Below are 23,133 nucleotides of genomic sequence, written 5' to 3'. Positions count from 1 at the left end.
AGGTGTTTAAGCGACCGTACGGTCCTGGCCTGCCCAAAGCTCCTGGCGCAACACACGCTTGAGGATCTTGCCGGCCGGGCTGATGGGCAATGCATCGGCAAAGCGGATGTCCTTGGGCACCTTGTAGCCAGCGATCAGCGTCCGGCAGTGCTGCATGAGTTCCTCCGCCGTTGCCGGGCTGTCTTTTTTGAGCACGACCACGGCCACCACCTTCTCGCCCCAGCGCGGATCGGGTGCGCCTATGACCGCCGACATCGCCACCGCACGGTGTTTCTGCAGTGCCTGTTCGACTTCGGCTGAATAAATGTTTTCACCGCCGCTAATGATCATGTCCTTGACCCTGTCCACGATGTACAGCAGGCCGTCGGTGTCGCGGTAACCGGCATCGCCGGTACGGTACCAGCCGCGCTTTAATACGGCGGCGGTGGCTTCAGGCTGGTTGCGGTAGGCCGCGAACAGCGATGGGGAGCGCACCAGGAACTCGCCGATCTCGCCATCGGGCAGCTCGTCGCCGGCTGCGTTGACGACCTTGAGGTCTATCAATGGCAGTGGTGTGCCGCAGGACTTGAGTTTGTCCTCCCGATTCAGGTCATGCTGCTCGGGACGCAGGATGGTGATGGCGCCGGAGCTTTCGGTCGCGCCATAAAACTGCATGAACTGGCATTTCATCTCGACCATTGCGCGTTTGAGCAATTGGGCATTGATGGGGGAACCGGCGTACATGGTCAGGCGCACGGAAGAGAAGTCGGTATCCTTTGCGGCCGGATGGTCCAGCATCATCTGTATCACCACCGGCGCCAGCACCAGAATGGTTGGCCGGTCGGTCTGCACCAGCCCGAGCAGCTTGCCCGGATCCAGTGCCGGGAGTATGGACACGGTGGAGCCGTTGTACATGGACTGCACCGGGAGCGCCGCCCCCAGCAGATGGAAGTTGGGCATCACCATCAGCAATACATCGTCGGCGCGCCACTGGAACACCGGTTCGAAGTGCTCGCACAGGCGCATGTAATTGAGCCCCTGGTGGGATATCTCGACACCCTTGGCTTGACCGGTCGTGCCCGAGGTGTACATCAGCAACGCGATTGATCGCGGGTCTTCGGGCATGCCGGGGTCGGTCGCGGGTGCGTCTCCGCACCACGCAGTCAGGCCGCTGTCGCCCGGTGCGGCAGAGTCGAAAACCACGATCCTGAAAGGCATGGCTGCCCCATCGCGAACAGCCTCCATCACTGCCGTAAACTCCTTGTCCACAAACACCAGTGTTGGCTGGGCATCGTTGACGATGGGAATCAGTTCCGCCGTCGCCAGTCGCCAGTTCAAGGGCAAGAGGGTGCAACCGGCTTTTCCGGCGCCCATCAGAACCTCAAAAAATGGGATAGAGTTTTTCCCGAAAAAACCAACAACCGCGCCTGGGCCAGCGCCGTGCCGCGTGACTACGCGCGCGATGCGGTTGGTCAAGGTGTCGAGCTCGCTGAAACTCAGCTTGCGCTTGCCTTCGATGAGCGCCGTTTTGCCCGGCGTGGTGCGTGCATAGTGACGCACGATGTCCGGCACCGACTGGATATCTGCATGAAGCCACATGATGCTTGCCTCCTTGGTTTTCCTTGACGCTGCGAGCCGGGTTCCTTCCGGTCTTTCAGGTCACATGTTTCTTGAAGTCCGGCTTGCGTTTTTCATTGAATGCCCGCACACCCTCTTTGGACTCTTCCGACTGGTAGTAATGCTTGACGGTCTGTATGCCCATAAAGCCTATGCCGCGTATGTTCTCGCTGTCGGCGTTGAAGGATCTTTTGGCGATGGTCAGGGCGGTGGGGCTCATCTGGTTGATTTCCCTGCACCATTGCTCAACCTCGGCATCCAGCTGCTCGTGCGCAACCACCTTGTTGACCAGTCCCATGGCCGCGGCCTCTGCGGCGCTGTAGCGGCGGCACAGGAACCAGATCTCACGCGCTTTTTTCTCACCGACGATGCGCGCCAGATAGGCCGTACCCCAGCCCGGATCAACCGAACCGACTTTGGGACCGACCTGGCCGAATGTGGCCTTTTCAGATGCGATGGTGAGGTCGCACATGGTCGCAAAGACGTTTCCGCCCCCGATGGCAAAACCCTGCACCTTGGCAATGGACACCTTGCGCAGGTCGCGCAGCGCGGTTTGCATTTCTTCGATCGGCATGCCCACCGTGCCGCGCGGGCCATACAGGCCATCTTCGCTCAGATGCACCTTTTGATCACCGCCGGTACAAAAGGATTTGTCTCCCGCACCGGACAGCACCATCACATTGGCGGATTTTTCTTCATCGGCGCGGCGCAGTGCGTCGATCAGCTCTTCAAGGGTCTGGTTGCGAAAGGCGTTGTAAACCTCGGGGCGGTTGATGGTGACATGTACGACCCCGTCTTTCACTTCATAGAGGATGTCTTTGTATTGTTTGCTCATGGATATCTCCTTAACCGTGCATGGTGAGACCGCCAGAGACACTGATGGTCTGGCCGGTGATGAAGGCCGCGTCGTCGCTGGCCAGGAAGGCTACGAGTCCGGGGTAATCGTCGGGCACCCCGATGCGGCCAAGAGGCACGCCACGCACCATCGCGTCACGGATCTTCTGGCCCTGTTCTCCGGTGCCGACAAAAGAGTCCATGGCCGGTGTGTCCGTCGGGCCTGGGCAGACCGTGTTGATCGTGATGTTGCTGCGCGCCACTTCACGCGCCAGAGCCTTGCCGAAAGCGATGGTGGCGCCCTTGCAGCCTGAATACACCACCTCGCCCGACGAGCCTACGCGGCCCGCATCCGAGGCAATGTTGATAATGCGCCCGGCCTTGCGGGCTGACATGCCTTGTGCCACGGCGTGTGTCATGTGCAGGGGGCCGAAGTAGTTGATGGACACGACTTTCTTCCAGAAAGCTTCATCCGTCTTGAGGAAAGGAATGGGTGTGTCCCAGCCGGCGTTGTTGACCAGGATGTCGGTCCCGCGTCCGGTGGCGGCTTCGAATTCGGATACCGCCTTGACAACGGCGCTGTAGTCGGTGATGTCGCAGGTAACTGCCACGGCCTTGCCGCCGGCCGCCTTGATGGCGCTCACTGTTTGCCCGGCCGCCTCGGCGCGGATGTCAAACACGCCGACCGTGACGCCCTCGGTGGCCAGTCGATGTGCAATGGCCTGGCCGATGCCGCTGCCGGCGCCGGTCACGATGGCGGTTTTGTCCTGGATGCCTCGCATCGGGATCTCCTGTGTTGGTTCGAGAAACGCATCAAGCTAATGCAGCAATAATGATAAGCTAGTGAACTATATGGTGGCAATCAATTTAATGCAGAATTGATTGGGGTTTTCCCTGTTATTTCTGTGTGCCAGTTTCTTTTTCCTTTGATGGTTTTGATAAAATGTATGCAAACATATTGTAATTAATGGGTCATATTGGCTGTGAGGTGTTATGGTCAAAAAAAATCACGGTATTGATTGGGAGCTCCGGCTTGGATACCTGATCCACGATGTTTCACGCCTGCGCCGCAGTGCTTTCGACCGCTGCATGAAACCTTTGAATGTGACGCGTGCGCAATGGTGGGTGCTGGCCTACCTGTCGCGTGAAGACGGCATGCCCCAGACCCGGCTGGCGGAAGAGCTTGACATCGGCAAAGTGGCTATAGGTGGGCTGATTGACCGGCTCGAAAAATCGGGATTCCTCAGGCGTGAACCTGATGCGTCTGACCGCCGCGTGAACCGTGTGTTTCTCGAGGCGGAAGGCCAGCGGCTGGTCACCAGCATGCGCAAGATCAATCACGGCATGAACGAGAAGATTCTGGCGGGTCTGGGTGATGACAAACTTGAGTCAACGGCTGCTGCATTGATAGCGATCAAGGTCAACCTGCTGGCCTATCTCCAGGCTACCGAGGTCTGAAAAAGGTCCGAGCGCAGGCCTTGAACCCAAACGCACCCCATCCGGACTGCTCATAGTCATCGGCCCGACAGGAGGCCGCACAAATTTCCTAAACGCCCCGCGTCAGGGCAGTTGGGCTGCCACCAATCCAGCGGCAGCGGGATTCAACCCTTCTCTTCAAATGTCACATCCTGCTCCCAGCTCGCGTTGTCAAGACGCTGCATGCGTGGATAGTGCTCGGCAAACACCTGGAGCAATTCGTCGCGCGGGATTTCATCGAACTCACCCCGAAAATTGACATACTCCATGTGGCGCTGGCCAGCTAGGTCCAGGGGGTGATAGATCGAGTCGGCTGTGCCGTCGAACTCCAGCGTATGAAGGTGCAGCTTGTCGCAAAGCTCCTTGTTGAATGCGGGTGTTGCCTTGAGCCACTGCCCGCCAATCTGGATGGCCGTGTAGCCATGGCAATAGAACATGTCGGTACCCATGACTTCGCGCAGCCGCGCGGTCGACAGATGGTTGCGCACGTCCGCCAGACCCACCCGCGCGGGCACGCCTGCAGCACGGCATGCGGCTGCCAGCAATGTGGCTTTGGTCACACACCAGCCAAAGCCGTCCGCCAGCGTGCGGCTGGCCTTCAGGCCATCAACCGACAGGTCGATCTTGTAGGGGTCGTAACGAAAGTTGTCGCGCACTGCGTAATACAGGTTCACGGCACGCTCGCGGTCGTCCGCTGCATTGTGCACCGCAGACTGGGCGAACGCCACGACCGCGGCGTGACTGGAGTCCACCATCGCGGTAGGACGAAGCGCGGCAGAGATATCGGTGATATGCATCAGCAGCCCCTGAAGACCGGCTTGCGGCGTTCTGCCTGGGCCGCAACACCTTCCTGCGCATCGGCGCTACCCGCCACGCGAGCCAGCGTCAGGGCCTCGTCTTCGAGTTGCGCCGCAAACTGCAAGGCCCCGGCGCGCAGGAACAAACGCTTGATCTCGCCGTAGGCCACAGTCGGCCCCCCGGCCAGCTCCTGCGCGAGCACCAGTGCCTGGGCCTGCAGTTCGACATCCGGGACCACGCGGTCCACCAGGCCGGCTTGCAGCGCGGCCTGGCTGTCCAGCACCTCGCCGAGCAGGACAAACCGGCGCGCCCGCGCGGCGCCCATGCGCGATGTGAATGTGACACTGGAGCCGGAATCGCAACTGAAACCTATCCTGGAAAATGCCGAACCAATGCGCGTTGATTCGCCCGCGAGCACCATGTCACAGCCCGCCAGTAGGGCGGCAGCGCCGCCCATGGCCCAACCCTGTACCGCAACCACCACGGGTACCGGCAACTCCCACAGGCGTTGCAGGCCCATGTGCAGGTCGCTGGTCCAGTTGCGTACCAGAGAGCCGAGCCCGTCGCGCTGCGGGTAAAGGGCCTTCAGGTCGCCGCCAAAACTGAAGTTTTCGCCATCGGCGCGCAGCAGCACACCGCGCAGTGCGGGCTTGTCCCACAGGTCCAGCACCACCTGTTTGAAGTCGCGTGTAAATTTGCCGTCGAAGGGGTTGCCGCGTGCCGGCTGGCAAAGGCTGATGATGGCCAGTCCTTGCTGCATCTCGACACGCATGCATGACAGGGCACTCATGCCGCTACCTCGCCTAGCGCCTGTAAGCGGGCAACCTCATCGCCTGTAAAACCCCAGTCCACCAAGGTCTGTGCCGTGTTGCTTCCCGGCACAGGTGGTGCATTGCGCAAAGAGGAAGGTGTCCGGCTGAAGCGTGGGGCTGGCTGCGGCTGTATGACGCCGTCCACTTCGGTGTAAACACCGCGTGCCACGCTGTGGGGGTGGGTCACCGCCTCATGAGGGCTGAGAACGGGCGCAAAGCATGCATCGCTGCCTTCCAGCAGCGTGCACCATTCATCGCGTGTGCGTTTGGCAAAAATCCCGGCCAGTCGTTCGCGCAGCCGCGTCCAGCCGTTTTGATCGTTCTGTTTGGGCAAGGTTTCATTTTTCAGGCCTAGGCGTTCCAGCAACTCTTCGTAAAAGCGCCGCTCGACGGCTCCGACGGAAACGTGCAGACCGTCGGAGGTCTCGTAAACGTCGTAGAAGGGCGCGCCTCCATCGAGCAGGTTTTCACCGCGCGGATTTTTCCACATACCCATTTGCAGGAGTGCGTATTGCATGGTCATCAGGCTGGCCACGCCGTCAACCATGGCGGTGTCAACCACCTGACCCTTGCCGGAGCTACGCGCTTCGATGATGGCCGCCAGCATACCCATGGCCAGGAAGAGCGCGCCGCCTCCGAAGTCGCCGATCAGGTTGAGCGGCACGGCGGGCTTGCCATGGGCCGGGCCGATGCCGTGCAGGGCGCCGGCTAGCGCGATGTAGTTCACGTCATGCCCGGCAGCAGGCGCCAGGGGGCCGTTTTGCCCCCAGCCGGTGATACGGCCATAGACCAGTTTTGGGTTTATGCGGAGGCAGTCGTCCGGGCCCAATCCAAGTTTTTCCATCACGCCGGGCCGGAAGCCTTCCGTCAAGGCATCGGCATTGCCGATAAGTCGCAGCAGGCTGTTCCGGCCTTCTTCGGATTTCAGGTTGATCGCCACGGAGCGTTTGTTGCGGTTGAGCAGGTCAAAACGGGACGGGAAATCAATCCCGCGATCCGATGCCGCCAGGCGCTCAATACGAACGACATCCGCACCCATGTCGGCCAGCAGCATGCCGCAGAACGGGCCGGGGCCCATGCCGGCCATTTCAATCACGCGAATACCGTGCAGCGGTCCAGCCATAGCCATCTTGCCTTTTTTTTGTGGTTCAGTGTGTGACGGACGCAGCAGCCGGGTTGCGCGTCTTGAATGTGATCGGGCTGCTTTTTTGTGCACATGCAGGCGCGCACATCATGCCGGCCGTCATTAGCTGGTCGACTTCGCCCTCGACTTTCAGGTCTTGCTGGCGGCGGCTGGCGCCTTCCTGGCGCAGGTCATCCAGCGCGAACAGCGCGGCGCCCAGCGCACCGGCGACCTGGGGGTGGCTGGGAATGATGAGTTTTGTATTGAGCGCTTCCTCAATATGCTTGATGGCCGCGATGTTGCGCGCAACGCCACCGGTCATCACGATGGGGTCGCGCTGCCCGACACGGGAGACCAGCCCGACGATGCGTTTGGCCACGGCCGCATGCACCCCGTCCAGAACGACGGGTTTGGCGCAACCTTCAGCCAATAGCGCGATGACTTCGGTTTCCGCAAAAGTGGCGCACATGCTGGTGACCTTCACGGATTCGGTGGCAGCCAAAGCCATTGTTCCCATGTCTTCTATCTCGACGTTGACAGCGCGCGCCAGCACTTCCAGGAATTTCCCCGTGCCTGCGGCGCAGCGATCATTCATTGCGAATTGCGCCACCAGTCCGCCGGAGTCCACTGCAATCACCTTGCTGTCCTGCCCGCCAATGTCGATCACCATGCGGGCCTCGGGCACCAGGGCCACTGCACCGCGCGCGTGGCAGGTGATCTCGGTGATCGTGCGGTCGGCGAGGTCCAGCATGCGCCGGCCATAACCCGTGGCGACACAGCGTTTGATCTCGTCAAGCGTGATGCCGGCCTCCTGCAGCGCGCCCGCCAGCGCGTGCTTCACCCCTTCATCGCTGACCGCCCCTTTTTGCGAGACGCAGGAAGCGACTACCGCGCCTTCATCATCGAGGATGACGGCCTTGCCCGTGGTGGACCCAAAATCAATGCCGAGTACATAGGTTGTCATGACAACTCCTGGTATATATGGGACGGGCTGCTACAGCCCCGCCGCAAGCACTGCCCGCAACCAATTTAAAAGCGATTGCGCTGCCGGCGCGCTTCGATCGCCTCAAGCATGGCCTCCACGCGGCTGTTGACGACCTCGTCCTTGTAGTAGGACTCGTCAACCATGTCGCCCTCGAACATGCAGGTCTGGATACCCAGGCGCTTGGTAACGGCCTCGGCGAGCATGAACTGTGGGTATGAGAAAGCGCGGCAGGTACGTGCACCGTGCAGCACCAAGCCGTCAATGTCGTAGAACTCGCAGTGTTCGATGACCTTGTCTATCATCTGCGGCGCTGAAATGCTGATCGGGCAGGTCAGGTAGTTTTGCGCCATGCCGTCCAGCGGGTCGCTCAGGTCAATCACTTCGGTTTCGTGCCAGAAACCCATGTGGGTGTAACGCCCGGCCACCATGCAGGCGTCATAACCGGCCATCTTGTCGGACAGCCAGCCGATCTTGTTCCAGTTCATGATGCCGTCCCAGAACAGGCGGTACTTCTCAACGGGGACCGAGCCAATCCCGTTGTTGACACGGTCCTGGATCTCGTCTCTTTTGATGGTGAAGTAATCCACGATGTCCTGGTTGCCGGGCAGGAAGTTGACGGGCGCAATGCTGTTCGTCCATTCAAAGAAATTGGCAGGAGAAGGCTTGGCATTGCACAGGCGCATGGCCTCGATCTTGATTTCGGCGGCCTTCTTGATAAAGCCCATGATTTCACGCAGTTTGTCGTGATCAAAGGGTTTGCCGGTGATGCCTTCGATAAAGCTGATGCAGCCGCGCAACTGTTGCACAAGAAAGTCGACCGACTCACGGTACTCGGGACCGCTCATGTATTTGGCCGAGGGTTTGTTGCCCCAGATCCAGGGCAGCGAAATGTTGAATACCGGAACCTTCTTGCCGAACTGGCGGTAAATCATGTCGTCCCACTGCTGACCGGTGCTGCAAAACGGATAGGCGCTGATGATCATGTCGGGCACGGGAATGCGAGAGGCCAGGCTGCGGCGCTCGGCCGGGTCGCTTGGCAGCATGATGTTTTTGGCTTCTTCGGTCGAGCGCTGGCTCAAGATGCCGCAGCCAATGTGGGTGCGGGCGTAGGAACACAACTCGCGGTCATAGCCCGCCGCCTCGGCGGCCTCTTGCGCAGGCCCTTCTTCATTGCGGGCGGCCATCAGTGCGGCGGCTGCCTCGCCATGGCACCAGGCGATGTCGGCGGCCTGCAGGATGGGGTTAATGGCCACGCCCTCATACCAGCATACCAGCTTGCCGTTTTCCTTGGCCTTGAAAAGATCTTCCCAGTAATCGGTGACCATTTTGTTGTTCAGCTTGGTCGCCTTCAGCCGGTTGGACCGCTTGACGACCGGTTCCTCGATGGTGCTTGTGTTCATTGCGAATTTCTCCAGTTTGGGTTTGTACTCAGGCCATTGCCGCGGTATTGACTTCATTGCGCCGCTTGATCATTTCGACGAAGGACTCGACGCGTGTGCGGATGTTGCCCGCTGCGACCATCTCGTGCTCGGTTTCAACCAGCAGGTGCGGCATGCCGTTGGATTCGAAAGTTTTCTTGATGCGCGGGTAGTAGAAGTAATGCGGTTCGCAGAACTTGGCCATCAGCACGATCATTCCCTGGGCGCCACAGGCGCCGACGGCCTTGAGCAGCCATTCGTCCCAGTCGGTCTTGGGGTCGATGCGGGTCGGGCAGGGCGCGCCCCAATTGCGGCCGATGTACCACCGGGCGAGCGCCAGCACCGGATCGCCGCGGGTGTCCACGTCGGTAGATACATAACGGTAGCCGTGGTACAGGTCGTCATCGACTACCGTCACGCCGCACTGCTCGATCAGGTCCAGCACTTCAAGCTTGGGCGCCTGGCACAGGTGACCGGACAGGTACAGGGGTACTTTGCCGACGTTGCCGTCACCTGTGCCTTGCAACTGGGCGGTCAATTCGCGCAGCATCCGGTTGTGTGTGGCCTTGTCCATCACCATGCTGGACTTGACGATATGCTGCATCTCGCTGGAACTCAGGCTCACCGTGCCTGCGCGGCGTTGCGCATAAAGGTTGCGGATGAGCTGGCGGTTCTCGTTGAACAGCGCAATGCTGGCGTGCAATGCTTCTTCCGTGACCGTGACGCCCAGTGTCTCTTCGAGGCCTTCAATCAGGCGGCGCAGGATGCGCACCGCATTTTCTTCCGACCAGGCATCACGCAGCGAGGGAATGAGCTGGTAGAAATGAACCTTGGTCTCGGGCATGCGCAGGCGCATCATGTCCGCCGCGCTCAGCACCTGCACGCAATGGTCGCCAAACATGATGGCGTCAACGAAGCCCAGGTCGCCTTTTGCGGCCTGGTCAACCAGGCTGCGCGTGTAACCGCAGTAAAAGGGATAAATCGATGCATGCCCGACGGTAATGGGGTCCTCCGCTTCCTGCAGGATCATGGGCAGTGCGCCCGCCGCATGCACGGCCTCGGCCGGGAAATGCATGGGAAACGAGCCGACGACCTTGCCGCCGGTTGCCTGTTTCCAGGCGACGGCGCTTGCGCCGGGCGCCGCTGCAGCGGCGGCAAGTTGTTCAAGGATCTTGTTCATCGTTGGGGTCTCCGGTAATTGTGTGTATGCAGGAAAACTGGCTGCTTTTGAATAATATAGTGAGTAATACTCACCAAGTCAAGCTGGGGATTAACCTGAAAAAAATCAGGCGGCTGAGATGCCGCCATTGGGGCTGATCGTCTGGCCCGTGATGCGTACGGCTTCTGGTCTTGCAAGAAACAAGATGAGGTGGGCCAGGTCTTCCGGCTGGGTCAATCCCAGGCTTGCCATGCGGGCTGCCTTTTCAAATAGCTTGGCGCTGAATCCATCGCGCGTAACACGGTCATAAGTGAGTGTTCCTTCTATAAGTGACGGTGTCAGCGTGTTGATGCGGATGCCGTCCCGTTTGGCTTCCATGGCCAGCGTGCGCGAAAACATCACAATGCCGGCCATGGCCGCGCCAATCACGGATTCGCCTGGCGTGGCCAGCTTGCCTGCATCCGAGGCGATGTTGACGATGAGTCCGCTGCGCTGCTCTCGCATCCAGGGCAGCACGATACGGCTCATCAGGAGGGGCGCGAGCATCTGGCCAAGCAGCATGGGTGCGATGTCTTCGACGGGTGTGTCGTGCAGCAGGCGTGGCACGATGGCGGCTACGGTGGAGTTGACCAGTACGTCAATGCGGCCCAGATGCTGGCGCGCCTTGTCTGCCGCCTGCATGGCTTGCGCCGGGTCATTGGCGTCGCCGGCGATGAACTCCACCCTGGCGGCGGGGGCGTGAGCGTGAACTTCGGCGCAGGCCTGGCGGCCCCGTTCCGCATTTCGCCCGACGAGGGCAATCCCGGGGGATCCCGCGAGGGCGAACTGTATGGCGGTGGCCAGGCCAACACCGGCGGTGCCGCCAACGATCAGCACGTGGCTTTCGGTGAGTGCGCGAGCGGGGGGTCTTTCATCTTGTGGCATGGAGTTCTTTCTGGTGATGTGGTGCGATGCTGATCGGCTGATATTTTTAATATTGCATATCTTGTGTTGGCATACTATATTAATTGCTTGGTTGTTAAAAAAGCTCAACTCACCATTAAAAAATATGAATTTACAGAGGAGATTACATCTAAGTGTGAAGTAAAACAATATTTTTCAATAGTCGTACTTACTGGTGTTTACCCCCATTTATGTGGAACCGTATTGCTCTATAAAATTCGCTTGCGTACTAAATTCGCAAATCAACAAAAGTTGCGAAAACCAAGATGCCCAAACTTACAGTTACGAATGCCCAGATCTTCTACGACGACTCAATAGAGGCGGTGCGTGACGTCTCCTTCATGGTTCCTCCTGGAAAGGTCATTACCATCCTTGGTGCCAACGGCTCCGGCAAAAGTACGCTGCTGAAGGCCATATCCGGAATCCTGAAGCCTGAGAAGGGCGCCCTCGTCGCGGGCAGTATCCAGTTCGGCGACGAGGACCTGTCGGTCACCCCGTCTGATGAAATTGTGCGGCAGGGCATCGTGCATGTGCCTGAGGGGCGGCGCCTTTTTGTCAACCTGACAGTTGAAGAAAACCTGATCATGGGCGGGGCAACCCGCAGCCGCGCAGACCGTGCGCAGTCCCTGGAGCGGGTTTACACGGTTTTTCCGGATCTGGTGGATCACCGGCAACGCATTGCCGGCTACCTGTCCGGCGGCCAGCAACAGATGGTGGCGATCGGCCGCGCGCTGATGTCGCACCCCTCGCTGCTGATGCTGGATGAGCCTTCACTTGGCCTGGCGCCGAAGATCGTCGAACAGATATTCGAAGTCATTGCGCGCCTCCCCGCGGAGCAGGGCATAGCGATCCTGCTGGTGGAGCAAAACGCCAGCCTGGCGCTGTCAGTTGCCGATTACGGCTATGTGCTGGAGCGCGGGCGAGTGGCCTTCGACGGCACGGCGGAAGCCCTGGCAAGCAGTTCCGAGATACAGGAGTTTTATTTGGGCATGAGTGCCACGGACACCAAGCGGTCCATGCGCGAGGTCAAACATTACAGGCGCCGCAAGAGGTGGTTGTCATGACTGCAGTTGATCCATTGCTGAGTATTCGCGGCCTGAATATGCGTTTTGGTGGCGTCAAGGCCTTGACGGACGTTTCCATGGACGTTGCGCCAGGAAGCATTGTCAGCATCATTGGCCCCAACGGCGCGGGCAAGACTACTTTTTTCAACATGATCTGCCGGCTGTACGAACCGAGTGCCGGGCAGATCCGGTTTCAGGACCGGGATTTGCTGCATTGCAAGCCGCATGACCTGGCCGGACAGGGTATCAGCCGCACATTCCAGAATCTTGCGTTGTTCCGTCATGGCACCGTGGTGGACAACCTGCTGGTGGGAATGCATGCACATCTGAAGTCCGGTGTCTTTGGCGGTGCCTGGTACTGGGGCAGGACCTCGCGTGAGGAGTGCATGGCGCGTGAACGTGTTGAAACGATTATTGAATTCCTTGAAATCGAGGAAATCCGCCATCAACCTGTATCGACGCTTTCTTATGGCCTGCAAAAACGGGTGGAGCTGGGGCGTGCGCTGGCGACCCAGCCAAAGTTGCTCTTGCTCGACGAGATGGTTTCCGGCATGAACCATGAAGAGACGGAAGACATTGCCCGCTTTGTACTCGACCTGCGTGATGAACTGGGTATCACGGTGCTGATGATTGAACACGACATGGATGTTGTCATGGACATCTCTGACACCGTGCATGTGCTGAATTTCGGTTGCATGATCGCTTCCGGAACACCTGCAGAGGTTGCCGGCAACCCGGCTGTCGTCGAAGCTTACCTGGGGGTCGCAAAATCATGACGATAGACATGGTACGGACGACGTTGCCGCATCTTTTGCGTTACCGCGCCGAAACAATCCCTGACAGGGTGGCAATGCGCGAGAAGGTGCGCGGCATCTGGCACCGCACGAGCTGGGCTGAATATGAGGACAGGGTCATCAACTTTGCAAAAGGACTGGCGGACCTGGGGTTCAAGCGCGGCGACCGCCTGGCAATTGCCAGCGAAGACACGCCGGAGTGGATTATTGCGGACATGGCCACGCAGGCGCTGGGCGGCGTTTCTGTAGGCATTTACCCGACCAATTCGTGGTTCGAGACCCAGTACATCGTGAGTCATTCCCGGTGTCGCTTCGTTGTTTGCGGTGACCAGGAGCAGACCGACAAACTTCTGCAGGCGGCCGCCAGTGAAGCCGGGCTTGCGCTGGTTGAAAAGCTCATCTGCGTTGACATGAAGGGCATGCTTCACTACAACAATCCGGGCATCGTGCCTTTCGAAACGGTTTCCGCCGCGGCAAAGCAGGTTCCGGCTACTGAAAAGCTGGCGTGGTGGCGGGGCGTGCTCGAGCAGATTGGCCCTGATGATGTGGGCATTATTGTCTATACCTCAGGCACGACCGGGCCGCCCAAGGGCGCACAGCTCAGCCCGTCGAACCTGCTGCACTCAGCTGATGCGCTGGCCAGGACCTACAAGCTCAATGCCGACAATTATTCGGTGCTTTGCTATTTGCCCTTGTGCCACGTGGGGGAGCGCATCTGTTCCATGACGGTGCATTTGCGCACCGGTGGGGTCGTCAATTTTGCGGAATCGATTGACACGGTTCAGCAGAACATCCGTGAGATCAGTCCCTCGGTTTTCCTGGGCATGCCACGTATATGGGAAAAACACCGCCTGACTGCGCTGACCAAACTCAAGGAGGGGCACTGGATACAGGGCCGAATCTTTGAGAAGATTTTCAATCGCGCCTATAGCAAGCTGGCGCGCGATGAAGCACGGGGCAGCGGGCAGCGGGGCAGGCTGTCGCGGATCGAGGACTGGTTCTACTGGCTGCTGATGTTCCGCAGCGTGATCCGCCATATGGGACTGGACCATTCAGTTGTCAGGATTTGCGGCGGATCCTCGGTGTCACCTGAAACCCTTCGCTTTTTTGAGGTCATGGGGCTGCCGGTATACCAGGTTTATGGCCTGACCGAAAGTGGCGGCATCACCTTTGCGCAGCACGACGAAGCGCGCCTGGCCGGTTGCGCCGGGCGGGCCATCCAGGGCATCGAATACCGCATCGCCGACGACGGCGAGATCATGATCAAGGGTCCGACAGTGTTCTCGGGTTATCTGTTTGATGACGAAAGCACCGCGAAAGTACTGGATCAGGACCGCTGGCTTGCCACGGGCGACATTGCCGAGCAGGCGGCCAACGGGGAAATCCGCATTGTCGACCGCAAGAAGGCAATCATCATCACCAGTGGCGGCAAGAACATCGCGCCTTCGGAGCTGGAGAACGCGCTCAAGGAGTCTCCCTATATTCGTGAGGCCATCATTCTTGGCGAAGCGCGCCATTTCGTTGCCGCGCTGATCCAGATCGATCCGGAAACGGTTGGCAAGTGGGCGCAGGAAAAAAACCTGGCTTACACCAACTACCGCTCCTTGGCCGTCCTGCCCGAGGTGAATACCCTGGTTTCGATCGAAGTGGATCGCGTGAACGAACGGTTTGCCCGTGTGGAGAGCGTCAGGAAATTCGCCATCCTGGCCAAAGAGCTGGACCAGGATGATGGCGAATTGACTGCTACGCAAAAAGTCAAACGCTCCGCGATTGAGAAAAAGTACGCTGACGAAATCGCGCGTATCTATGGAGTCGCCACGCAATGAGCTATCTATCGAGTCTGGTCGTGTCCGGCCTGGTGGTTGGAACCATGTACGGTTTGGTCGCGATGGGGTTTGCGATCATCTTCAAGGTAAGCCGTGTCGTGAACTTCGCACAGGGCGAGGTCATGATGCTGATTGCCTACATCTCATTTTCCGTCGCGTTGCGAACCAATGGAAGCATGCCCCTGGTTGTCCTCAGCGTCATGGCCTCCTCGGTGTTGCTGGGCATACTGATTGAGAGGCTGGTGGTGCGGCCCATGCTCGGCCAGCCCATTTTTTCACTGGTCATGATGACTATCGCCCTGGCGGTTCTGTTGCGTTCCGTCATCGGCCTTGTCTGGGGTACTGATCCCATGCGCATGCCGGGTGGAAGTGCCGGCTCGTCCATCGACGTACTGGGTACCAATATCCAGCCCGCACAGATTGCACTGGTCGGCATTTACCTCTCCGCATGCGCGGGCATCTGGGCTTTCCTGCGTTACAGCGTGCTGGGTATCGCCATGCGCGCCACGGCAACCGATCCCACGGTTGCATTGTTGATGGGCCTGTCCGTCAGCAAGCTCTACCGGGTGGCCTGGATTCTTTCCGCAATTCTTGCCGGGCTGACCGGTTTGCTGTTTGCAAATATTTACCACGTCGGGCTGGACATGGGCCATGTGGGCATACAGGCCTTCCCCGCGGTGATCCTGGGCGGACTGGATTCCGTGCTTGGCGCGGCTTTGGGCGGCCTGGTGATAGGCGTGGCAGAGAATCTGGCCGGAGGCTACATCGGCTCCGGCTACAAGGAAATTGCCGGCTTTGCAATCATCCTGCTCGTCATGATGGTGCGGCCTCATGGCCTGTTTGGTGAAAAAGACATCGAGAGGGTTTGATGCGGACGAAAACTTTCAGCGAATCCTACCGCGCGCTGACGCGGCTGGTGCCTTACATGGATACCTGGGGCTGGTACGCGAGCCTGATGCTCGTACTCGTCGTCTTGCCGCTGGTGGCGCCAGCTTATATCGCCAACTATGGCACCATGATTTTTATCGCGGCCACCGGTGCGGTGGGGCTGAACCTGGTGACGGGAACCGCGGGCATGATCTCGCTCGGTCACGCGGGCTTCCTGGCGCTGGGGGCATACACCACAGCCATACTCGTGACGGATCATGGCTGGGGCCTGTTGCCTGCGATGGCCGCTTCCGGTGGCCTGTCGGCGCTGGTGAGTTTACTGGTCGGTATACCGTCGCTTCGTCTTAAAGGCTTGTATCTCGCCATTACTACTTTGGCGTTTTCAATTATTGTCACCACATTGATTCTTGAGACAAGTTCGCTCACAGGCGGATCTGGCGGGAAGACCGTTACCCGGCCCAGCTTTTTTGGGCTTTCAATGGACTCAGGGCCGGCCATCTACTATCTTGCGCTCGCGGTAGTCGTGGTCACCGTCCTGGTCGCCCTCAACCTTCTGCGCAGCCGCGTTGGCCGCGCCTGGAGCGCGCTGCATGACTATGACATTGCGGCCAGCCTGATGGGCATCAACCTGCGCAGCTACAAATTACTGGCTTTTGCCGTCAGTGCCTTTATCGCCGGGGTAGCTGGCTCGGTACTGGCATTGCACCTGCGTTACCTCAATATAGACAGTTTCGCACTCATCACCAGCATTGAAGTACTCACGATGATCATCGTCGGCGGCCTGGGCAGCGTGCAAGGCGCGGTGCTGGGTGCCATCGTGATCACACTGCTGCCTGAACTGAGCGGCCGGATATTCGATTTGATAGGCGGACCCATGAGGTCGCTCTCGGCGGCCAACGCGCCTGAGCTCAAGGGCGTGATCTATGCGCTGGTCATCATGGTTTTTCTTCGCTTCGAGCCGGACGGCATGGCTTCGCGATGGAAGCACATCAAACGTTTCTGGTCCGACTGGCCGTATGCCCGGAAGAGCAAATAGGCACCTGCCGATGACCGAATCCGAATCATGGGGGCCTTACACAGCCGCCTGGTAGTTAGTAGTCAATGACAATAAAGGAGCAATCACCATGCGCAAAGTATTGAAACTGGCCGCCGTAGCGGCACTGGTCGCAGCCTGCGGTTCGGCATTTGCTGCGGACCCAGGTGTGACGGACAAGGAAATCGTGATCGGCGGCGTCGCGCCGTATACGGGACCGGCTGGCCAGCTCGGCTATACCATCACCCTCGGCCTGCGCCTTGGCGCCGAGGAAATCAACGCTGCAGGCGGCATCAATGGCCGCAAGATAAAAGTCATTGTCGAGGACGACCAGTATGTGCCGGCGCAATCTGTGCAGGCACTGCAAAAGCTGATCGACGTGCACAACGTGTTTGCGCTGGGAACCATCTCGGGCGGCTCGCACGGCCTGGCGATGATGCCCATCCTGGAAAAGAACAAGATCCCGGTCATCAACCCGGCGGTCACCACCGAGGCCCACTACGCGCCAAACCGGCCGGTGTTTGGTATTGGTATGACCTACCAGGATGGCTCTTATGAACTGCTCAAGGCCGTCAACAAACTGCACCCGAATGAAAAGTGGGCGTCGCTGGTCCAGGACGATGAATCCGGCGCACCTCGCGAGGCTGGTTATGACCGTGCCGTCAAGGAGCTGAACCTGAACTCTGTGCTCAAGCAGCGCTTCAAGCCAAAGCAGATCGATTTCTCTTCCGAGATCCTGCGGCTGAAGGCTTCTGGTGTCACCGCCATTCACCTGGGTGGATTGCCGGCCATCAATTCGGCCATCATCAAGGAGGCAAAAAAACAGGGCCTCAATGTCAAGTTCGCCGGTCTCTGGACTGACCATACGCCGCCGATGATTGACCTGGCCGGTGCCGAGGGTGACGGCATGTACATCTATGACTTCGTCCCGTCCATTACCGACAAGGTTGCTTCCGGAAAATTCCTGGGTCTTGCGGAAAAATACCTGCCGAAGGACGACCAGGCCAAGGCCAACCGCTACACCATGCTGGCTTACGTGGCCATGAAGGTGTACGGCAACGCCATCGCCGCGTGCGGCAAGGACGTGACGCGCGCTTGCGTGGTGGCCAACATCGAGAAAACGAAGAATTTTTCTGCCGGCGTTGGCGCGCCGGTGTCTTTCGGCCCGGGCGTACGTTTGTCGGCCCCTGCCGGGGGCCTGCTGAAAATCGACTTTGCCGGCAAGCAGTTTGTACCGGTGAAATAAGTATCTTCGGGGCGGGCGGGAGCCATGCCGTCGTTGATTCCGGCGCAGCGATGGACCGGATCGTTGACCGTGGTCTTTGCGGCGACTCAACAAGCATGAACAGGCTCCCGCCAGCGGTGTTCCGCACATGCGCGCGGTTCTCTTACCTGCGAAAGCAATTGAACCTTCATTGCCATGAAATTACACGAATACGAAGAATTCCGGCACCAGGTGCGGCGCCTGGCTCAGGAGAAGATCAGGCCGCACGCCGGCGTTGTGGACGAGGAGTCGCGCCTGCCCAGGGATTCGATCGATGCCTTTCGCGCGATGGCCCTCAATGGGTTGCCGTTTCCGGAGGCATTGGGCGGCGCTGGCGGTGATTTGATGTCGCAGGTCATTGCCGTTGAGGAGGTGGCCCGGGTGTGCGGTTCTTCGTCGCTGGTGCTGCTGATTCCCTGGGCTGCATTGACGCCGCTGGTCTGGTTCGGAAGCGAGGAACTGAAACAGGAAATCGTTCCAGCCGTAGCGGCTGGTCAATGCGGAGCCAGTTTTTGCCTGACGGAGCCGGGCGGGGGGTCTGACCTGCGCGGCATCAGGACGCGCGCCGAACGTGTTGCCGGTGGATGGCGCATCAATGGCCAGAAACGTTTTATCTCCAACGTCGGGTGGTCCGACTGGTACGCGGTTCTGGCCCGGGTATCCGACAACGCCTTTGGCGTGTTCATGCTGCATTGCGACGCGCCCGGCTTCCGGATCGGCCGCCATGAACGCAAAATGGGCATGCGCGGCAGCCCCACCGCGGACCTGATTTTTGAGGACTGCATGGTGCCTGAACACCGGGTCGTTGGTGATCCGGAGCGGGGGCACGACTACATGATCCAGACCCTGACCTACACGCGTCCGCTGGTGTCGGCGCAGGCCCTTGGCCTGGCCCAGGGCGCGCTTGATGAGGCCGTGACTTATACCGCGGGGCGAGACCAGTTTGGAACCAGGGTGTCGCGCTTCCAGATGGTACGCGGCATGGTGGCCGATATGGCGATTGCGGTCGAGTCGGCGCGGGCCTTGCTGTACCGCACGGTGGAGATCGCGGGCGAGTCCAATGACGGACGCGCGCGGGGGTTTGCATCAATGGCCAAGACGTTGTGCTCGGACACAGCCATGAAGGTCACGACCGATGCCGTGCAACTGCACGGCGGTTACGGCTACATGAAGGACTATGCGGTCGAGCGCATGATGCGGGACGCCAAGGTCTCGCAGATATGGGAGGGCACCAATCAGATCCAGCGTCTATTGGTGGCCAAGTATGTTTACGACGAACCCGGCTCGGGCAGGGCCCGGGTTTGACGTCCGGGACGCGTAGCAGCGCCTGCAGCATTGTGTTCGAGTTTTGCCGCCACGCGCTCCAGCCGGGCCACCGCCTCCCCGAGCCCCTGTTGCGCTGCTGCCCCGGGCAGGGATGGCGTGGTGCGCATCCCGCGAAAGATCACGGTCGCAATGCCGTCGGTAGCTTCTTCAACGGAAAAATTGCCTTCGCCGCGCAGAAAGGCCCATGTCTGGTGTTCAATGCAGCCGAAAATCATGTCGCGAAGCAGGCTGACGGGGACGTCGTCTTTAAGCTCGCCGCAACGAACGCCTTCGACAAGGACTTCCGTCACCTGTGCGGTGAAGCGGCGATTCAATTCAAAAACCGGCATCGAGCGGTAGGCCGGGTCCGGCCTCAAGTCCAGCAGCACAAAGCGTGTCAGCGCGGGTTCCCGCCGTACCACCGACAGGTTGCGCCACACCAGTTGCCGCAGCGCCTCCAGGGTACCGCGGCCTGCCACGCTGCGGTGGTCTTCGCGCAGCAGTTCGTCGAACCACTGCTCGGCCACCTGGATCAGCAGGTCGCGCTTGCTTTCAAAGTACTTGTAGATCGTGGCTTCGGAGATGCCGCAGCGTTCAGCCACTTCCGTGGTCACGATATTGTCGTGGCCCTTCTCGGCAAGCATCGCCCGGGTGACGGACATGATCCTGGAGATGCGTTCATCCCGCGGCAGCCTGCGAGTCGTGGGACGGGAGCGCGGTGGTGGCATGGGGTTCCGGGATGAAAGTCTTGTGAGGGGGCATCGCATTATGCAGCAGGCCCTGCAGGCGCATGAGTGGGTGCCCAGGCCGTGTGAAAAGGCATTGTCATTTTATGTTGATGCATATGATAATCTAGCATATTATTTCTTTGCAAGAAAAGAAACAACTGAAACATTGCTTGGGAGACGCTTCTGATGGTACTGACCGATGACCAAAAAGCCCTGCAGGAGACCGCGCGACGGTTCGCCCGTGAACGTCTGCTGCCCGATTACCAGAAACGCGAAAAAGCGGGGGTGCTTGACCGCGCACTTGTCGCCGAGATGGGCCGCCTGGGCCTGTTGGGCGTGGACCTGCCTGAAGAGTTCGGCGGGCTTGGCGCTGATGCTGCCACGACCGGCCTCATCACGGAAGAACTGGCTTATGGCGACTTCAACGTGAGCGCGGTGCCGGTAGGCATTTCCCTTAACGGCGCCATATTGATGCGCCATGCGCAACCCGGGATTGTCAGGGCGTGGGTGCCGCGGATGGTGCGTGGCGAGGCCATCATTGCGATTTGCCTGACCGAGCCCCGTGGCGGTTCGGATGCGAGCAACCTCCAGTTACGCGCCCGCCGGGATGGCGAGCATTATGTAATTAACGGTGAGAAGACCTCGATCACGTTTGCCGATTGCGCGGACGCTTTCCTGGTCTTTGCGCGGACCGGGCAGGCGGACGAGGGGGCCAAAGGCGTGTCGGCTTTTTTCATACCCGGAGACACACCCGGCATTTCCCGCACCCGTTTTGATGATGTGGGCAGCGCCATCATCGGGCGTGGATCGGTATTTTTCGACGATGTGCGCATACCGGCCAGTCACCGCCTGGGTGACGAGGGCAAGGGTTTTACGCAGGTGATGCAGGGCTTTGACTACAGCCGCGCCTTGATCGCACTGCAATGTTGCGGTGCTGCCCAGGCTTCGCTTGACGAGGCCTGGGCCTATGCCGCGGAGCGCGAGGCATTCGGCCGGCCGATAGGCCAGTTCCAGGGTGTGAGTTTTCCCCTGGCGGAGGGCGAATCGCATGTCGCGGCCGTGCGCCAGCTTTCCTACCATGCGCTGGCCCTGCGCGATGCCGGGCAGCCGCACACGGCAGAGGCGGCGATGGTCAAGTGGATGGGGCCGAAGACCGCGTTTGACGTGATTCACCAGTGCCTGCTGACCTTCGGCCATTACGGCTGGAGCAAGGACCTGCCGCACCAGCAGCGCATGCGTGACGTGATGGGGCTGGAAATCGGTGATGGCACCGCCGGCGTGATGAAGCTGGTGATAGCGCGCACGCGAATTGGCCGGGCCGCAGTTCAATATTGAATTCGAAGGAGTCTCATGTCTGACCAATCTGCTTATCAATCCGTATTCCGCGCAGACCTGTTCGCCGGCCAGGCCATCATTGTGACGGGCGGCGGCAGCGGGATAGGCCGCTGCACGGCGCACGAGCTTGCTTCACTGGGTGCCCATGTTGTGCTGGTTGGCCGAACCGCCGAAAAGCTGGAGGCGGTGAAGGCCGAGATCACCGGAGATGGCGGCAGCGCGGATGTGCAGGTCTGCGATATCCGCAACGAGGCGGCGGTCGGCCAGACCATCGATGCCGTGTTGCAGTCGCGCGGGCGGCTGGATGGCCTGGTCAATAACGCCGGTGGACAGTACCGGACCGCGATGAAAACAATCTCGACCAACGGCTTCGAAGCGGTGGTGCGCAACAACCTCACCGGCGGCTTCATCTTCATGCGGGAGGCCTATACCCGATGGATGGAGGCCAACGGCGGTGCGATTGTCAATGTCATAGCCGATATCTGGAACGGCTGGCCCGATTTTGCGCATTCCGGGGCAGCCCGGGCCGGCATGCTGAACCTGAGCGAGTCCGCTGCCTGCGAGTGGGCGGCTTCCGGCGTGCGTGTCAATACGGTGGCGCCCGGCGGGATTGCATCGAGCGGATTTGACACCTATTCCCCCGAGGCCAAAAAGAAGATCCTGGGCTATACAAAGACCGTGCCGCTTCAGCGCTACGGCACCGAGGCGGAAATTTCGGCCGCCATCGTCTACCTGCTTTCCCCTGCAGCAGCCTACATCACCGGTTCCTGCATCCGTGTTGACGGCGGGACGCCCAATGCCCGCGGCACGTGGCAACTGGAGCCGCACGGGCGCAGCAAGCCCTTTGAGGGGTTCCACCGTGCAACGCTGCCGAAACTGCTGGCTGGGCAGGGCTGAAAACCATCGCCGCAACGCCCTCCCTGATTTCTCCAAGGACACCAGATCTCATGAATAAAGCATCGACCATCCACATTGAAATGCAGGCGGGCCTGGCCATTGTCAGCCTGACCCAGCCGGAGCGAGGCAACCCGATCGACAGCGATCTGGCGCGTGATTTCAGGCAGGCCATCCAGCAGCTCTGGGACACGCCTGGTTTGCGTGCAGTTTTGTTGCGGGCCGAGGGTGAGAACTTCAGTTTCGGCGGGGATATCAAGATGTTTTACCCGGAGCGCGCCAACATGGCGCCACTCTTGCGGAGCTGGACTGCTGACATGCACATGGGCCTGCAGCGGGCATGGCAACTGCCGGTGCCTGTTGTGGTGGCCGTGCAGGGTTGGGCTCTGGGCGCCGGTACCGCGCTGCTGGCCGGTTGCGACATGGTGCTGGCAGGCGAGTCAGCTCGGATCGGCTCCGCTTTCGCAAAGATCGGGTTCAGCTGCGACTCGGGATCCAGTGTCACGCTGACAGCGCGCATGGGCGTGGCACGGGCGCGCCGGTTCGTGTTGATGCGGGAGGTGCTGGGTAGCCAGGAGGCGCTGCAGGCAGGCCTGGCAGACCGCGTCGTGCCGGACGCCGAACTGCAGGCCCAGGCGCTGGCGCTGGCCCAGGAATTTGCTGCAGGACCGACTGTGGCCTATGGCGAGATCAAGCGGCTGTTCCTGCGTGCGGGTTCGGCGCAGCTTGAGGCGCAACTGGAGGATGAAGCGATGACGCTGGCACGTGTTTCCGTGACGGCGGATGCCCGGGAAGGCATTTCTGCCCAGGTGGAACGCCGGAAGGCTGTATTTCGCGGCTGCTAGTTGGCGGATCCGGC

General features: G+C 60.0%; 23 protein-coding genes. 12 read left to right on the top strand and 11 right to left on the bottom strand.

Annotated elements, in window-relative coordinates; all coding sequences use genetic code 11:
* Window positions 1-6: 6 nt before the first annotated feature.
* From ACFQND_RS19940 to ACFQND_RS19930, 3 genes are read right to left on the bottom strand one after another with little or no spacing between them, the layout of a single operon-like run.
* The gene (locus tag ACFQND_RS19940; RefSeq protein ID WP_371438132.1) at window positions 7-1,578 is read right to left on the bottom strand and encodes a long-chain-fatty-acid--CoA ligase; all 1,572 of its coding nucleotides are present in this window, start codon (window positions 1,576-1,578) and stop codon (window positions 7-9) included.
* A gap of 55 nt (window positions 1,579-1,633) precedes the next feature.
* Window positions 1,634-2,431, bottom strand: coding sequence for an enoyl-CoA hydratase-related protein (locus ACFQND_RS19935; RefSeq protein ID WP_371438131.1), 798 nt, complete (start codon window positions 2,429-2,431; stop codon window positions 1,634-1,636).
* 10 nt (window positions 2,432-2,441) lie between these two features.
* Complete coding sequence (locus tag ACFQND_RS19930; protein ID WP_371438130.1) at window positions 2,442-3,212, bottom strand: glucose 1-dehydrogenase; 771 nt, start codon at window positions 3,210-3,212, stop codon at window positions 2,442-2,444.
* 307 nt (window positions 3,213-3,519) lie between these two features.
* Here ACFQND_RS19930 and ACFQND_RS19925 point away from each other — a divergent pair, with 307 nt between their 5' ends.
* Complete coding sequence (locus ACFQND_RS19925; RefSeq protein WP_371438129.1) at window positions 3,520-3,888, top strand: MarR family winged helix-turn-helix transcriptional regulator; 369 nt, start codon at window positions 3,520-3,522, stop codon at window positions 3,886-3,888.
* Window positions 3,889-4,031: 143 nt separating this feature from the next.
* Here ACFQND_RS19925 and ACFQND_RS19920 read toward each other — a convergent pair whose 3' ends face one another.
* The 7 genes from ACFQND_RS19920 to ACFQND_RS19890 all read right to left on the bottom strand — a co-directional run bounded on the left by ACFQND_RS19920 (window position 4,032) and on the right by ACFQND_RS19890 (window position 11,125).
* On the bottom strand, window positions 4,032-4,703 hold the full coding sequence (locus ACFQND_RS19920) for a transglutaminase-like domain-containing protein (protein ID WP_371438128.1): 672 nt from the start codon (window positions 4,701-4,703) through the stop codon (window positions 4,032-4,034).
* Window positions 4,703-5,494: an enoyl-CoA hydratase/isomerase family protein gene (locus tag ACFQND_RS19915; protein WP_371438127.1), complete on the bottom strand. Its 792-nt coding sequence runs from the start codon at window positions 5,492-5,494 to the stop codon at window positions 4,703-4,705. Before ACFQND_RS19915 ends, ACFQND_RS19920 begins: the two co-directional genes overlap by 1 nt.
* The gene (locus tag ACFQND_RS19910) at window positions 5,491-6,645 is read right to left on the bottom strand and encodes a CaiB/BaiF CoA transferase family protein (RefSeq protein ID WP_377414419.1); all 1,155 of its coding nucleotides are present in this window, start codon (window positions 6,643-6,645) and stop codon (window positions 5,491-5,493) included. Before ACFQND_RS19910 ends, ACFQND_RS19915 begins: the two co-directional genes overlap by 4 nt.
* A gap of 19 nt (window positions 6,646-6,664) precedes the next feature.
* Entirely contained in the window at window positions 6,665-7,603 is a 939-nt protein-coding gene (locus ACFQND_RS19905) for an acyl-CoA dehydratase activase (RefSeq protein WP_371438125.1), read from the bottom strand.
* Window positions 7,604-7,668: 65 nt separating this feature from the next.
* Window positions 7,669-9,024 (bottom strand): 2-hydroxyacyl-CoA dehydratase subunit D, encoded by a 1,356-nt coding sequence (locus ACFQND_RS19900; RefSeq protein WP_371438124.1) that lies wholly within the window; start codon window positions 9,022-9,024, stop codon window positions 7,669-7,671.
* 28 nt (window positions 9,025-9,052) lie between these two features.
* Complete coding sequence (locus tag ACFQND_RS19895) at window positions 9,053-10,222, bottom strand: 2-hydroxyacyl-CoA dehydratase subunit D (protein ID WP_371438123.1); 1,170 nt, start codon at window positions 10,220-10,222, stop codon at window positions 9,053-9,055.
* 105 nt (window positions 10,223-10,327) lie between these two features.
* Window positions 10,328-11,125 (bottom strand): SDR family NAD(P)-dependent oxidoreductase, encoded by a 798-nt coding sequence (locus tag ACFQND_RS19890; RefSeq protein WP_371438122.1) that lies wholly within the window; start codon window positions 11,123-11,125, stop codon window positions 10,328-10,330.
* 284 nt (window positions 11,126-11,409) lie between these two features.
* Here ACFQND_RS19890 and ACFQND_RS19885 point away from each other — a divergent pair, with 284 nt between their 5' ends.
* The 7 genes from ACFQND_RS19885 (at window position 11,410) to ACFQND_RS19855 (ending at window position 19,317) form a co-directional block, all read left to right on the top strand.
* Window positions 11,410-12,207, top strand: a complete 798-nt coding sequence (locus tag ACFQND_RS19885; protein ID WP_377414416.1) for an ABC transporter ATP-binding protein — start codon at window positions 11,410-11,412, stop codon at window positions 12,205-12,207.
* Window positions 12,204-12,983, top strand: a complete 780-nt coding sequence (locus tag ACFQND_RS19880; RefSeq protein WP_371438120.1) for an ABC transporter ATP-binding protein — start codon at window positions 12,204-12,206, stop codon at window positions 12,981-12,983. The genes ACFQND_RS19885 and ACFQND_RS19880 overlap by 4 nt, the downstream gene beginning before the upstream one ends.
* A complete protein-coding gene (locus ACFQND_RS19875; protein ID WP_371438119.1) occupies window positions 12,980-14,827 on the top strand; it encodes an AMP-dependent synthetase/ligase in 1,848 nt (615 codons plus the stop codon). Before ACFQND_RS19880 ends, ACFQND_RS19875 begins: the two co-directional genes overlap by 4 nt.
* The gene (locus ACFQND_RS19870) at window positions 14,824-15,696 is read left to right on the top strand and encodes a branched-chain amino acid ABC transporter permease (RefSeq protein WP_371438118.1); all 873 of its coding nucleotides are present in this window, start codon (window positions 14,824-14,826) and stop codon (window positions 15,694-15,696) included. Before ACFQND_RS19875 ends, ACFQND_RS19870 begins: the two co-directional genes overlap by 4 nt.
* Entirely contained in the window at window positions 15,696-16,751 is a 1,056-nt protein-coding gene (locus ACFQND_RS19865) for a branched-chain amino acid ABC transporter permease (RefSeq protein ID WP_371438117.1), read from the top strand. Before ACFQND_RS19870 ends, ACFQND_RS19865 begins: the two co-directional genes overlap by 1 nt.
* 88 nt (window positions 16,752-16,839) lie before the next feature.
* The gene (locus ACFQND_RS19860; RefSeq protein ID WP_371438116.1) at window positions 16,840-17,994 is read left to right on the top strand and encodes an ABC transporter substrate-binding protein; all 1,155 of its coding nucleotides are present in this window, start codon (window positions 16,840-16,842) and stop codon (window positions 17,992-17,994) included.
* A gap of 174 nt (window positions 17,995-18,168) precedes the next feature.
* The gene (locus ACFQND_RS19855; protein WP_371438115.1) at window positions 18,169-19,317 is read left to right on the top strand and encodes an acyl-CoA dehydrogenase family protein; all 1,149 of its coding nucleotides are present in this window, start codon (window positions 18,169-18,171) and stop codon (window positions 19,315-19,317) included.
* On the opposite strand, the gene ACFQND_RS19850 is transcribed toward ACFQND_RS19855, so the two are convergent.
* Window positions 19,281-19,979, bottom strand: a complete 699-nt coding sequence (locus tag ACFQND_RS19850) for a TetR/AcrR family transcriptional regulator (protein ID WP_377414412.1) — start codon at window positions 19,977-19,979, stop codon at window positions 19,281-19,283. The genes ACFQND_RS19855 and ACFQND_RS19850 overlap by 37 nt on opposite strands.
* Between ACFQND_RS19850 and ACFQND_RS19845 the strand changes: the two genes are divergently transcribed.
* From ACFQND_RS19845 to ACFQND_RS19830, 4 genes are read left to right on the top strand one after another with little or no spacing between them, the layout of a single operon-like run.
* Window positions 19,978-20,232: a hypothetical protein gene (locus tag ACFQND_RS19845; protein ID WP_377414409.1), complete on the top strand. Its 255-nt coding sequence runs from the start codon at window positions 19,978-19,980 to the stop codon at window positions 20,230-20,232. The two genes, ACFQND_RS19850 and ACFQND_RS19845, sit on opposite strands and share 2 nt — an antisense overlap.
* Entirely contained in the window at window positions 20,232-21,380 is a 1,149-nt protein-coding gene (locus ACFQND_RS19840; protein ID WP_371438113.1) for an acyl-CoA dehydrogenase family protein, read from the top strand. The genes ACFQND_RS19845 and ACFQND_RS19840 overlap by 1 nt, the downstream gene beginning before the upstream one ends.
* A gap of 15 nt (window positions 21,381-21,395) precedes the next feature.
* The gene (locus ACFQND_RS19835) at window positions 21,396-22,277 is read left to right on the top strand and encodes an SDR family oxidoreductase (protein WP_371438112.1); all 882 of its coding nucleotides are present in this window, start codon (window positions 21,396-21,398) and stop codon (window positions 22,275-22,277) included.
* Between the two features lie 50 nt (window positions 22,278-22,327).
* The gene (locus tag ACFQND_RS19830) at window positions 22,328-23,119 is read left to right on the top strand and encodes an enoyl-CoA hydratase/isomerase family protein (RefSeq protein WP_371438111.1); all 792 of its coding nucleotides are present in this window, start codon (window positions 22,328-22,330) and stop codon (window positions 23,117-23,119) included.
* The last annotated feature ends 14 nt before the right edge of the window (window positions 23,120-23,133 follow it).

The sequence above is a fragment of the Polaromonas aquatica genome, assembly GCF_042659145.1.
GTDB lineage: Bacteria > Pseudomonadota > Gammaproteobacteria > Burkholderiales > Burkholderiaceae_C > Polaromonas > Polaromonas aquatica.
Note: the sequence above shows the minus strand (reverse complement) of the source record. Positions and strands in the feature narration are given on the sequence as shown.

Excerpts from the sequence above, each read along its gene's own strand:
- ACFQND_RS19940 (WP_371438132.1), bottom strand. The coding sequence starts at position 1,578 with ATGTGGCTTCATGCAGATATCCAGTCGGTGCCGGACATCGTGCGTCAC.
- ACFQND_RS19935 (WP_371438131.1), bottom strand. The coding sequence starts at position 2,431 with ATGAGCAAACAATACAAAGACATCCTCTATGAAGTGAAAGACGGGGTC.
- ACFQND_RS19930 (WP_371438130.1), bottom strand. The coding sequence starts at position 3,212 with ATGCGAGGCATCCAGGACAAAACCGCCATCGTGACCGGCGCCGGCAGC.
- ACFQND_RS19925 (WP_371438129.1), top strand. The coding sequence starts at position 3,520 with ATGAAACCTTTGAATGTGACGCGTGCGCAATGGTGGGTGCTGGCCTAC.
- ACFQND_RS19920 (WP_371438128.1), bottom strand. The coding sequence starts at position 4,703 with ATGCATATCACCGATATCTCTGCCGCGCTTCGTCCTACCGCGATGGTG.
- ACFQND_RS19915 (WP_371438127.1), bottom strand. The coding sequence starts at position 5,494 with ATGAGTGCCCTGTCATGCATGCGTGTCGAGATGCAGCAAGGACTGGCC.
- ACFQND_RS19910 (WP_377414419.1), bottom strand. The coding sequence starts at position 6,645 with ATGGCTATGGCTGGACCGCTGCACGGTATTCGCGTGATTGAAATGGCC.
- ACFQND_RS19905 (WP_371438125.1), bottom strand. The coding sequence starts at position 7,603 with ATGACAACCTATGTACTCGGCATTGATTTTGGGTCCACCACGGGCAAG.
- ACFQND_RS19900 (WP_371438124.1), bottom strand. The coding sequence starts at position 9,024 with ATGAACACAAGCACCATCGAGGAACCGGTCGTCAAGCGGTCCAACCGG.
- ACFQND_RS19895 (WP_371438123.1), bottom strand. The coding sequence starts at position 10,222 with ATGAACAAGATCCTTGAACAACTTGCCGCCGCTGCAGCGGCGCCCGGC.
- ACFQND_RS19890 (WP_371438122.1), bottom strand. The coding sequence starts at position 11,125 with ATGCCACAAGATGAAAGACCCCCCGCTCGCGCACTCACCGAAAGCCAC.
- ACFQND_RS19885 (WP_377414416.1), top strand. The coding sequence starts at position 11,410 with ATGCCCAAACTTACAGTTACGAATGCCCAGATCTTCTACGACGACTCA.
- ACFQND_RS19880 (WP_371438120.1), top strand. The coding sequence starts at position 12,204 with ATGACTGCAGTTGATCCATTGCTGAGTATTCGCGGCCTGAATATGCGT.
- ACFQND_RS19875 (WP_371438119.1), top strand. The coding sequence starts at position 12,980 with ATGACGATAGACATGGTACGGACGACGTTGCCGCATCTTTTGCGTTAC.
- ACFQND_RS19870 (WP_371438118.1), top strand. The coding sequence starts at position 14,824 with ATGAGCTATCTATCGAGTCTGGTCGTGTCCGGCCTGGTGGTTGGAACC.
- ACFQND_RS19865 (WP_371438117.1), top strand. The coding sequence starts at position 15,696 with ATGCGGACGAAAACTTTCAGCGAATCCTACCGCGCGCTGACGCGGCTG.
- ACFQND_RS19860 (WP_371438116.1), top strand. The coding sequence starts at position 16,840 with ATGCGCAAAGTATTGAAACTGGCCGCCGTAGCGGCACTGGTCGCAGCC.
- ACFQND_RS19855 (WP_371438115.1), top strand. The coding sequence starts at position 18,169 with ATGAAATTACACGAATACGAAGAATTCCGGCACCAGGTGCGGCGCCTG.
- ACFQND_RS19845 (WP_377414409.1), top strand. The coding sequence starts at position 19,978 with ATGATCCTGGAGATGCGTTCATCCCGCGGCAGCCTGCGAGTCGTGGGA.
- ACFQND_RS19850 (WP_377414412.1), bottom strand. The coding sequence starts at position 19,979 with ATGTCCGTCACCCGGGCGATGCTTGCCGAGAAGGGCCACGACAATATC.
- ACFQND_RS19840 (WP_371438113.1), top strand. The coding sequence starts at position 20,232 with ATGGTACTGACCGATGACCAAAAAGCCCTGCAGGAGACCGCGCGACGG.
- ACFQND_RS19835 (WP_371438112.1), top strand. The coding sequence starts at position 21,396 with ATGTCTGACCAATCTGCTTATCAATCCGTATTCCGCGCAGACCTGTTC.
- ACFQND_RS19830 (WP_371438111.1), top strand. The coding sequence starts at position 22,328 with ATGAATAAAGCATCGACCATCCACATTGAAATGCAGGCGGGCCTGGCC.